This is a genomic window from Rhizobium leguminosarum (assembly GCF_019798305.1).
Classification (GTDB): domain Bacteria; phylum Pseudomonadota; class Alphaproteobacteria; order Rhizobiales; family Rhizobiaceae; genus Rhizobium; species Rhizobium leguminosarum_U.
Map to the genome: position 1 here is coordinate 553,707 of NZ_JAAXDD010000001.1, position 11,042 is coordinate 564,748.

Here is an 11,042-nt window from a genome sequence, read left to right on the forward strand (position 1 = left end):
ATTAGACCCCTTCCGTTGCATACGGTTATCGATCTGGCTCATGAATTCCCCGAGCCACAACTTCAATGAAGTTGCCTTGGACGCGGAAGCGTCGGCGGAGTAACGCCCGACGATGCGCGCGAAAAAAAGCAGCGCCATGCGCAAAAAATGATGCTTTTCGGGCTCATCATTATTCCCTACCCCTATCGAAGCAGGTGACGAAAGGGGAAGACCGCATGCCCACGCCGTTTTACTGGAACGAGCTCAATACATATGATTTTGCCGGCCTCTCCCCCGAGACCACGATTGCCGTTCTGCCCATCGCCTCGACGGAACAGCACGGCCCGCATCTGCCGATCGCAACGGATGTCGCCATCGCGACCGGCATGCTGGCGGAGCTGAAGAGGCAGCGGCCGGAGGATCTGGACATGCTGGTCCTTCCGACACAGGAGATCGGCAAGGCCAACGAACACATCTACGGCCCTGGCACGCTGTCGCTCGGTGCCGAGCTGCTCATCCCCGTCTGGACGGCGATCGGCGCAAAGGTTGCCGAAGCCGGGCTGCGGAAGATGGTGATCGTCAATTCCCACGGCGGCAATGTCGACATCATGAGCATCGTCGCGCGCGAACTGCGCGTGCGCCATCAAATGGCGGTGGTCTCCACGCAATGGGGTCGTTTCGGCCATCCGGAAGGCATGGTCAGCGATCACGAGAGCAAATACGGCATCCACGGCGGCGATGTCGAGACGTCGTTGATGCTGCACTTCCGCCCCGAGCTGGTGCGGATGGACAAGGCGCAGAACTTCGCCTCGAAAGCCGAAGGGATGCGGGAGCAATCCAAATTTCTTCAGCCTCTACCGCCGCATTCGCTGGCCTGGATCGCGCATGACCTCAATCCCTTCGGCGTGGCCGGCGATGCCTCGATCGCCACGGCCGAAAAGGGCGAGGCGATCTGTCGCCATCAGGTCAAGGGGTTTGTCGAACTGCTCCAGGATCTCAAGGCCTATCCGCTTTCGAATCTCTATGTGAAATAGGCTCAGCCGCGGTTTTCACATCCGGTGGGATATGACCCTTGGTCTGCAATTCCTGCACCAGGCCGAGCAGTTCAGCGAGCAGATATTCGACGAAAAGGCTGGTGGCCGCGTCGAGGGGCGCGCGGGCACGGGCAAACAGCTTCATCTGCTGGTAACGCGCATGCGGCTCTGCGATCGGCCGGAAGACGAGTTCACCGCGCCGGCATTCGGTGATGACGTCAAGCGGATTGAGCAGCGTCAACCCGGTGCCGCATTTGACGAGCTGTTTCAGCATCTCCGATGCATTGGTTTCCAGCACCGGCTCGACCGAGATGGGCAGGCGCGCAAAAGCAAGGTTGATCACCTCGCGCAGGCTGGTGCCCGGCTGCGCCAGAACCAGTTTTTCCTGGGTGACATCGGCAAGGTTGATCGGCCCGGGGCCGATCAGCTGATGCCCCGGCGGCAGCACGACACCGATCGGGATATCGAAATTTCCGAGCGTGCGGATGCCGGGCATGGCGGGGATGTTGAAACCCAGACCGATATCCACCTCACCTGATACAACAGGGCTGGCCGTCGTGCCGCCGGTATCGTTGCGCAGCTGGACGAAGACGCGCGGATGCTCTGAAAGAAAGCGCGCGATGATTTCGGGCAGCGGCCCGGCGGCAAGCCCAACCGTCGTTACCATGCGCACCTTGCCTGCCTGCTGCATCTTGAGGCTGCGGATGCGCCCCTCCAGGCGCTCGTAATTCTTCAGCACGTCCCGAATATGCTCGATGCAGAGTTCGCCGGCAGCCGTCAACCGCAGGCCACGCGGCAGCCGCTCGAAAAGCGGCGCCCCGATCTCCTCCTCCAGCGCTAAAATCTGCCTGTTGACCGCCGACGACGCCACGTTGAGGCGCGCGGCCGCCTTGCGGATCGAACCGCAACGGGCGATCTCGTTGATGTAAAGAAGGCGTCTGGAGTGCAACATGATCTCTCCGATGCATAAATTTTGCGCAGGGCGCACAAATTATCTTCAGCTTTCCCAGAGATGCCGAAAAGGCATCAATGCGCACGAATTTTGATGCTTTTCAAAGCGCATGGCAATGGCTCAAATTCCCTCAAAAGGGAGCCGAGCAAGGTTTCCCTCGGCCACAAAAGGGGAACTGCCAACCATGTTGAAAGCACAGACGAAGATGCAATTCCTGGGCTGCCTCGGCCTCGCCTCGATGCTTGCCGCCGCCTCGCCGGCGCTGGCCCTCGACAAGGTGAGCTACGGGACGAACTGGCTTGCCCAAGCGGAACATGGCGGCTTCTATCAAGCCGTCGCCGACGGCACCTATGCGAAATACGGCCTCGACGTCACCATCGTCCAGGGCGGCCCGAATGCTGCAAACAGCGCGCTGCTGATTTCCGGCAAGCTCGATTTCTACATGGGCGGCCCGCAGGGCGAGATATCCGCCGTCGAACAGGGCATTCCGCTGGTCGATGTCGCCGCGATCTTCCAAAAGGATCCGCAGGTGCTGATCGCCCATCCGGATAACGGCGTCGACAAGTTCGAGGATCTCGCCAAGCTGAAAACGCTGTTCCTCAGCAAGGACGGCTACCTCACCTATTTCGAATGGATGAAGGCCAACTTCAAGGGCTTCAAGGACGAGCAGTACAAGCCCTATAACTTCAGTCCCGCCCCCTTCCTTGCAGACAAGGACTCCGCCCAGCAGGGGTATCTGACCTCCGAACCCTACGAAATCCAGAAACAGGCAGGCTTCGAACCGAAGGTCTTCCTGCTCGCCGACAACGGCTATTCGCCCTATTCGACGATGATAACGACGACGCAGACAATGATCGACGGCAAGTCCGACGTCGTGCAGCGCTTCGTCGATGCCTCGGTCGAAGGCTGGTACAACTACCTCTACGGCGACAACACCAAGGCGAACGAACTGATCAAGAAGGATAATCCTGAAATGACGGATGGCCAGCTCGCCTACTCCATCGCCAAGATGAAGGAATATGGCATCATCGAATCCGGCGACAGCCTCGAGAAGGGCATCGGCTGCATCACCGATGCGCACTACAAGACGTTCTTCAACGAGATGGTGGCGATCAAGGTCTTCAAGCCGGAGACGGATTACACCAAAGCGTTTACGACGAAGTTCGTCTGCAAAAGCACCGGCATGGCACTGAAGAAGTAGGCCGACTGACGGCTCTCTTGGTCCGCCATTGAGGACGTGGCGGGCCGTATCCTCCCGCATGAACGAGACAGCAATGCTCCCAGCAAACGCCCAGGCGGTATTCCCGAAAGAGACGCGCAAGCGGCCGCTTGTTGTCATGCAGTCGGTCTCGAAGGTCTTTTCCAGCGGCACTGCCGCCCTTTCGAACATGTCGCTCACGGTCGAAAGCGGCGAGTTCGTCAGCCTGCTCGGCCCTTCCGGCTGCGGCAAGTCGACGGCACTGCGTATCATAGCCGGTCTCGGCGATGTCACCTCAGGAACGATCGACTGGCCGAGTTCGCGCATCAATTCCAGAGGTCTGCCGGAGGGCGATATCGGCTTTGTCTTCCAGGAGCCGACGTTGATGCCCTGGAAGAACGTGTTCGACAATGTCCATCTGCCGCTGAGGTTGAGGCGCGTTTCGAAGGCAGCCGCGCATGATCAGATCATGGAAGTGCTGACCACCGTCGGCCTTCAGGATTTTGCCAAGGCCTATCCGCGCGAACTTTCCGGCGGCATGAAGATGCGCGTCTCGATCGCCCGTGCGCTGGTGACGAAGCCGAAGCTGCTGCTGATGGACGAGCCTTTCGCCGCGCTCGATGAGATCACCCGCCAGAAGCTCAACGACGACGTGCTGCGGCTGTGGAAGGCGAGCGGCATTACGGTGATTTTCGTGACGCATTCGGTCTTCGAGTCCGCCTATCTCTCGAACCGCATCGTCGTGATGAAGGCAAGGCCCGGGCGCGTGCATGCCGACGTCCCGCTGGTCACCAGCCTCGAACGCGACGCGCATTACCGCACCTCGGAAGAATACCGAAAGGCCTGCGAAACGGTATCGCATTCGCTGATCGGGGCGATCAATTCGGCAGGGGATCATTGATGAGCGACGAAACAGACACATCGCCGCTGCTTGTTAAGGGTACCGCAAGCGCAAGGCGCCGCGATCTTGCGCTGCGCATCGCCATCCCCTTCCTCGTCATCGCCCTGATGATCCTCCTCTGGTACGCCTATGTGAAACTGTCGGGCGTCCCGCCCTATATCCTGCCAGGACCGGCCGCTGTGGCAAACGCCTTCGTGACGGATTGGGGTACACTTGCCCCTGCCCTCTGGGTCACCACCAAGATCACCTTCATCTCACTGATGCTGGCGCTTGTCGGCGGCGTCGGTTTTGCGATCTTTCTCGTGCAGTCGCGCTGGGTCGAGCTTGCCTTCTATCCCCTTGCCGTCATCCTGCAGGTAACGCCGATCGTCGCCATCTCGCCGCTGATCCTGATTTACGCGCCCTCCACGCAGGTAGCGCTGCTGATCTGCGCCTTCCTCGTCGCTTTTTTCCCGATCCTGTCGAATATGGTGCAGGGCCTGAAGAGCGTCGACCACAATCTGATCAACCTCTTTGAGCTCTACGGCGCCTCGCGCTGGCAGACGCTGCTCTTTCTCAAACTGCCTGCCGCCCAACCCTATTTCATGACCGGTCTTCGCATCGGCGGCGGCCTTGCGCTGATCGCCGCCGTCGTCGCCGAATTTGCCGCGGGCTCTGCCGGTGCCGGCTCCGGTCTCGCCTTCCGCCTGCTGGAAGCACAGTACCGGATGAACATACCGCGGCTCTTTGCGGCGCTGTTGATGCTCTCCATGCTTGGGGTGGCGATCTTCGGCCTCACCACCTTTATCGCCTGGCTGAGCCTTCATCGCTGGCATGAAAGCAGCATCAAACGGGAAAACTGATGTCCTATTCCTTCATATCCCCGCCGAATGCGGCCCGCTTCGTGCTGAGCAATGCGACAGTGCCCGCCGTCACCGTCGAGCATGTCGACGTGCCGGTCACCGAAGGGCTGGCCACGGTCGATATCGTCATCAGCGACGGCATCATTGCCGCCATCCGGCCGGCCGGCGCCGCACCCGCCGACTATGCCAGGACCGATCTTAAGGACGGCATGGTCTGGCCGTGCTTTGCCGATATCCATACCCATCTCGACAAAGGCCATATCTGGCCGCGCCAAGCCAATCCCGACGGCAGCTTCATGGGTGCGCTCGATGCCGTCAGGGCCGACCGGGAAGCCAACTGGTCAGCCGCAGACGTCAAGCGGCGCATGGAATTCTCGCTCCGCTCCGCCTATGCCCATGGCACCAGCCTGATCCGCACGCACCTGGATTCGCTTGCGCCCCAGCATCGCATCTCCTTCGAGGTTTTTGCCGAAATCCGAGATGCCTGGAAGGACAGGATTGCACTGCAGGCAGTTGCCCTCTTCCCGCTGGATGCCATGGCAGACAGCACCTTCTTTGCCGATCTCGTCACAACAATCCGGCAGAACGGCGGCCTGCTTGGCGGCGTCACCAGGATGGGGCCGGAGCTTGTTTGGCAGCTCGACACGCTCTTCAGGACTGCCGCAGAGCATGGCCTGGATATCGATCTGCATGTCGACGAGACGGATGATCGCGGCGCCGAGACGCTGAAGGCGATCGCCGAGGCCGTGCTGCGCAACGGGTTCGAGGGCAAGGTGACTGCCGGTCACTGCTGCTCGCTCGCCCGGCAGGACGAAGACACCGCCGCGCGCACCGTCGAGTTGGTCGCCAAGGCGGGTATCGCGGTTATTTCACTGCCGATGTGCAACATGTATCTGCAGGATCGCTACCCCGGCCGCACCCCGCGCTGGCGCGGCATCACCCTGTTCAAGGAACTGGCCGCCGCCGGCGTCGCAACCGCGGTCGCATCCGACAATACCCGCGACCCCTTCTATGCCTATGGCGATCTCGATCCGGTGGAGGTCTTCCGCGAGGCCGTGCGGATTCTGCATCTCGATCACCCCCTCGATACCGCCGCCCGTGTCGTCACCACCTCGCCCGCCGCCATCGTCGGACGGCCGGACAAAGGCCGTATCGCCGCCGGCGATCCCGCCGATCTCGTGCTGTTCAGCGCGCGGCGCTGGAGTGAATTCCTGTCCCGTCCGCAGTCTGACCGCGTCGTGCTTCGCCGCGGCAAGGTGATCGACCGCAGCCTGCCGGATTACCGTGAACTCGATAACGTCGTTGGAGGCTGACATGGCCGATTATCAGAAGATCAAAAAGGAACTCGAGGGCATCGCCGTTGAGGATAATCCGGCGCTGGTTCGCCAGAAGAGCCGGGATTTCTACTGGTATTCGCCTGTACTCAAAGCTCAGCTCGACAATGTGACGGCCGATCTCGTCGTCGCGCCGAAGACCGAGGAAGAGGTCATCCGGACGCTGAAGGTCGCCTATGCCCATGGCGTACCGGTCACGCCGCGCGGTGCCGGCACCGGCAATTACGGCCAGGCCATGCCGCTTTCCGGCGGCATCGTGCTGAACCTTGCCGCCATGGACAAGATCAAGGAGATCCATCCCGGCCGCGTCATCTGCGAACCCGGCATCGTGCTTGCCCAGCTGGACAAGCAGACCAAGGCCCATTCCGGCCAGGAGCTGCGTTTCCACCCCTCCACCGCGCAGACGGCGACGGTCGGCGGCTTCATCGCCGGCGGCTCGGGCGGCGTCGGCTCGATCACCTGGGGCGGCTTGCGCGACCTCGGCAACATCCTGCGCCTGCGCGTCGTCACCATGGAGGCCGAACCGCGTGTCCTCGATCTCACCGGCTGGGATCTCCAGAAGGTGAGCCACGCCTACGGCACCAACGGCATCATCACTGAGATCGAGATGCCGCTTGCACCTGCCTATGACTGGGTCGATGTGCTCGTCGGTTATGACGACTTCATGGAAGCGGTGCGCTTCTCCGACGCACTGGCGAAATGCAACGGCATCCTCGTCAAGGAGATCGCGCCGATCGCCGCTCCCATTCCTTACGACTATTTCACCCGCCACAAGCCCTACATCCGTCAGGGCCAGTCGATCGTCGTGCTGATGATCGCGCCGCACTCCATGGATGCTTTTCTTGCCTTCACGGCGGCGCAGAAGGGCGAGATCATGTTCCGCTCCGACAGGGTGGAGAGCATGCGCGGCATCCCGCATGCCTATGAGCTTGCCTGGAACCACACGACATTGCGTGCGCTGAAGGTCGACCCGAGCTTCACCTATCTGCAGGTGCAGTATCCGGGACCGGATCACGTCGCCAAGGTTCGGAAGATGGTGGAGATCTTCGGTGACGAAGTGCCGGGGCATCTCGAATTCATCAAATTCGACGGCCAGATCCAGTGCTCCGGCCTGCCGCTGGTGCGCTATACCACCGAAGAGCGGCTGGAGGAGATCATCAAGATCCACCAGGACAATGGATGCCCGATCTTCAATCCGCACCGCTATACACTTGAAGAAGGCGGCATGAAGCGCACCGACGCCGTGCAACTCGCCTTCAAGCAGGAAACCGATCCGCAGGGCCTGCTCAACCCCGGCAAGATGATCGCGTGGGAAAATCCTGATTTCGATTTCAACGCCGGCAAGAACTATCTCTTCCCCGGCCTGGCGGCCCTGATGGAGGCCTCATGAGGGTTCTCGTCCTCCACTCTCACCCGGTCGAGGAAAGTTACGGCAAGGCGCTTTACCGGCAAACCGTCGAGAGCCTTGAGAAGGCCGGGCATACAGTGGATGGCTGCGACCTCTATGAAGAGCGGTTCGATCCGGTGCTCTCACGCCACGACCGGCTCGTCTATCACGACTATCCGGAAAATCTGAAGCTGGTGGGATCGCATGTCGAAAGGTTGAAGGCGGCCGAGGGGCTGGTGATCTGCACCCCGATCTGGAACTTCGGCTTTCCGGCGATCCTGAAGGGATATTTCGACCGAGTCTGGCTGCCGGGCGTTTCCTTCGAGCTGGTCAACGGCAAGGTGGAATCGCGGCTGCGCCACATCCGCAAGCTCGCAGCCGTCCTGACTTACGGCGCAACGCCCTTCCGGGCTTTCGCCGCCGGCAACCCGCCGAAGAAAATCGTCAAGCGCGTGCTGAGGGCGCAGATCAATCCGCTGAGGCCGGTGACGTTCCTCGCCCATTACGACATGAACAATTGCACGCCGGAGACGCGCGCAAAATTCCTCGCCCGCGTCGGAAACGCGATGGAGCGATTCTAGAAGATTTTCGCGGCCGTCACTTCCACTTCGACCAGGAACTCAGAGCGCGTAAAGCCGCCGATGACGAGCAAGGTGGAAACCGGCTTCGGATCGAGCGTATAGCGATCCCGTACAGCCATATAGGCCGGGAAATCCTCGCGGCGGGTGACGAAGCCCGAAATGCGGATGACATCGGCAAAACTCATCTCCGCCTCTTCGAGGATCGCCTTGATCGCCTCGAAGCAGAGTTCCGCCTGAGCAGTGATGTCGCTCGGAACAGTATCGTCGAGACCGATACCAAGCTGGCCCGACGTGACCAGGAGCGATGCGCCGGGCGGCACCAGCAGGCCGTGATTGTAATTTCCAAAAGGCCGGCGCACCGAGGTCGGATTGAAAGTCTTCTTCATCGATCGCTCTGAAATTTCCTATAGGTCCGTAGATGCCGCGACCCTACAGGATGCGGCAGGATATGAGAATATCGCTGCCGCTCATGATGCCTTGCGAGGAGTGATGTGGGACAACCGCCTTGGAGGGATCGAACCGACGATCGTCCGGGCGCCAGTTCGATATCTTTCGGTATTTGATCTGACGTCAGTCGCGCCTCATCTTTGCGTCACGCGCCGCGAAGCGACCAAGTGGATGGGCCTGTTGCCTTCGAAGGCCCGTCCGCTGTGCTGGCCGTCCGCCCCGCTTTTGTCGCCGTCCAATTGAAATTGGTTGACCAGATCTCGCAGGCGGCCTGCCTCGGAGGACAATGAGGCTACGGCAGCCGTCGACTGCTCGACCATCGCCGCATTTTGCTGGGTCGCCTGGTCCATTTGATTGACGGCTGTGTTGATCTCGGCAAGTCCAGTCGACTGCTCACGCGCCGATGTGGCAATCGCATCCATGAGCTGGTTGATCTGCACGACGTACTCACCGATCGACTTGAGAGACGTTCCGGTTTCGAGAACCAGTTTCACGCCATTTTGCACATCAGTGGATGACTTTTGAATAAAGCCTTTGATCTCCTTGGCCGCTTGAGCAGCACGCTGGGCAAGCTCACGGACCTCCTGGGCGACAACTGCAAAACCCTTGCCCGCCTCACCCGCGCGGGCAGCCTCAACGCCGGCATTCAGCGCCAAGAGGTTTGTCTGAAAGGCGATTTCATCAATTGCGCTAATGATATTCGAAATCTGCTGTGAACTGTCCTCGATGCGTCGCATGGCCTGTTCCGCCTGCGAGACCACAGTTGCCGACCGCTGAGCGCTGATATCGGCTTCCTTGGCCACATTGCGCGCCTCGTCGGTGCGTTTGGTCGACATCGTCACATTCGAGGTGATCTGGTCCAAGGCTGCAGCAGTCTCCTCGAGAGAGGCTGCTTGTTGTTCGGTACGCTTGGAAAGATCCTGCGCGGCAGATGCAATCTCACCTGTACCATTATCGATGCTGTGCACCGTCTCGAGCACTGCGCCGATCGTCGCACCCAATTGCCGGAGCGAGGCGTTGAAGTCTTCGCGCAACGCTTCATACTCGGCCGCAAATTGCTCTGAAAGCTGGAAGGAAATGTCGCCTGCTGCAAGCCGGCGGAGACCTTCGCCCAATGTCGTAGTCGCGAAGCGCAATTGTTCCGCCTCGCGTTCGGCGCGCTGCTGGGCTGCGGCGCGCGTTGCCTCGCTCTCGCTGCGGGATTCGGCCGCTTCCTTCTCCAACCTGACGATATTGAGGGCGTTGTTACGGAAGATTTCAACCGCACCGGCCATTTCGCCGACTTCGTCGGCGCGACCGGCATAGGGAATATTACTGTCAAGATCACCATCCGACAAGCGCCTCATGGCGGAGGCGATGCTTCGGATTGGGTTGGCGATGCCCGATATCGCAAAGAAGATGCCGGCTACGGCAAGAAGCACAGCCAGCGCTGCGATGGCGGCCGTCAGCATGAAAGCCGATTGTGCGGAATCACCGCTCGCAGCCACGAAGCCTTCGGCCTGGCTGAGAATGAAAGCGACCAGATCCGCCACCGCCTTGTTCACCAGCTCGGCTTGTGGCTCCATATTTTCCTTGAAGAGGCGGATTGCTTCAGGCGTCTTCCCGTCATTTTGAAACGCGATCATTTGTTCTGCCAGCGCGCGATATTTGGCGAGTTCCGGCTTGATCTGATTGATCAGTTGGCGTCCCCGCTCCGTGCGGACGCCTTTTTCGTATTCGCCGACAACCGTGTCCAGAGCAACGCCAGCAGCGTCGATCTCTTGCTGTCCGGCCATCTTTTGCTCCGGCGTGTCCTCCAGGAGATACTGGGCATAGACCAATTTCAGGTCGAGGAAGTTATCCTTGATCTCACGAGCCGTCACAAGCCGCTGCATCCAGAAGGTCCCGATCTGCTCAGTATTGGCACGAAGTGCCGAAATCGTGCTCAACGAGACATAGGACAGGCCAATCATGAACAGACTGATGATCGACAGCTTTAAGATCAGGGCTTGCTTGATACTCGGGCGTTTCATGCGGGTCTCCTCGAAGGTAATGGGACGACCGGTGTGCCGGCTGATGCAAGATCTCGCACCAGATTCAATAATTTAGTATTAACTAAACAATGATCCCGCTCTAAATCCCGAGATCTTCTGAGCCGACCCATACTTCCGCGATCAATTAAACGCCATGCGACTTAGAGTTCCTGGAAATCAAAGGAAATAGCAGCCACGGCGAGCGCAAACATCAACGCCATCTGGTCTCGATAACAAGAAGTGGATCGGTCGACATTGACCCGACTTTGGACATTGAGATCGGCACGATCTGGTCATCTTCGCCATGGAAAACGAGTCCTGCCGTCTGCGAGATCGGCAAACGCCTGCAGGCTTGCCAATCGGTCCACGGAACAC

At 59.9% G+C, this 11,042-nt stretch carries 10 protein-coding genes; 7 read left to right on the top strand and 3 right to left on the bottom strand.

Annotation, left to right across the window (positions count from 1 at the left end; translation table 11 throughout):
* Positions 1–215 precede the first annotated feature (215 nt).
* On the top strand, positions 216–1,013 hold the full coding sequence (locus tag HFO99_RS02560) for a creatininase family protein (protein ID WP_222359019.1): 798 nt from the start codon (positions 216–218) through the stop codon (positions 1,011–1,013).
* Here HFO99_RS02560 and HFO99_RS02565 read toward each other — a convergent pair.
* Complete coding sequence (locus tag HFO99_RS02565) at positions 976–1,965, bottom strand: LysR family transcriptional regulator (protein WP_222300438.1); 990 nt, start codon at positions 1,963–1,965, stop codon at positions 976–978. The two genes, HFO99_RS02560 and HFO99_RS02565, sit on opposite strands and share 38 nt — an antisense overlap.
* Before the next feature lie 184 nt (positions 1,966–2,149).
* Between HFO99_RS02565 and HFO99_RS02570 the strand changes: the two genes are divergently transcribed.
* The 6 genes from HFO99_RS02570 to HFO99_RS02595 all read left to right on the top strand — a co-directional run bounded on the left by HFO99_RS02570 (position 2,150) and on the right by HFO99_RS02595 (position 8,208).
* Positions 2,150–3,166: an ABC transporter substrate-binding protein gene (locus HFO99_RS02570; RefSeq protein ID WP_222332112.1), complete on the top strand. Its 1,017-nt coding sequence runs from the start codon at positions 2,150–2,152 to the stop codon at positions 3,164–3,166.
* A gap of 73 nt (positions 3,167–3,239) precedes the next feature.
* Positions 3,240–4,064 carry an ABC transporter ATP-binding protein gene (locus HFO99_RS02575; protein ID WP_222359021.1) on the top strand — a complete coding sequence of 275 codons (825 nt, stop codon included), beginning with the start codon at positions 3,240–3,242 and terminating at the stop codon, positions 4,062–4,064.
* Entirely contained in the window at positions 4,064–4,906 is an 843-nt protein-coding gene (locus HFO99_RS02580) for an ABC transporter permease (RefSeq protein WP_222251999.1), read from the top strand. Before HFO99_RS02575 ends, HFO99_RS02580 begins: the two co-directional genes overlap by 1 nt.
* The gene (locus tag HFO99_RS02585; RefSeq protein WP_222359023.1) at positions 4,906–6,219 is read left to right on the top strand and encodes a cytosine deaminase; all 1,314 of its coding nucleotides are present in this window, start codon (positions 4,906–4,908) and stop codon (positions 6,217–6,219) included. The genes HFO99_RS02580 and HFO99_RS02585 overlap by 1 nt, the downstream gene beginning before the upstream one ends.
* Before the next feature lies 1 nt (position 6,220).
* The gene (locus HFO99_RS02590) at positions 6,221–7,630 is read left to right on the top strand and encodes an FAD-binding oxidoreductase (protein WP_222359025.1); all 1,410 of its coding nucleotides are present in this window, start codon (positions 6,221–6,223) and stop codon (positions 7,628–7,630) included.
* A complete protein-coding gene (locus HFO99_RS02595; RefSeq protein ID WP_222359026.1) occupies positions 7,627–8,208 on the top strand; it encodes an NAD(P)H-dependent oxidoreductase in 582 nt (193 codons plus the stop codon). The genes HFO99_RS02590 and HFO99_RS02595 overlap by 4 nt, the downstream gene beginning before the upstream one ends.
* Here the strand turns inward: HFO99_RS02595 and HFO99_RS02600 are convergent.
* Entirely contained in the window at positions 8,205–8,594 is a 390-nt protein-coding gene (locus HFO99_RS02600; protein WP_222359029.1) for a RidA family protein, read from the bottom strand. The two genes, HFO99_RS02595 and HFO99_RS02600, sit on opposite strands and share 4 nt — an antisense overlap.
* Before the next feature lie 195 nt (positions 8,595–8,789).
* Positions 8,790–10,667 carry a methyl-accepting chemotaxis protein gene (locus HFO99_RS02605; protein WP_222359031.1) on the bottom strand — a complete coding sequence of 626 codons (1,878 nt, stop codon included), beginning with the start codon at positions 10,665–10,667 and terminating at the stop codon, positions 8,790–8,792.
* Between the last annotated feature and the right edge of the window lie 375 nt (positions 10,668–11,042).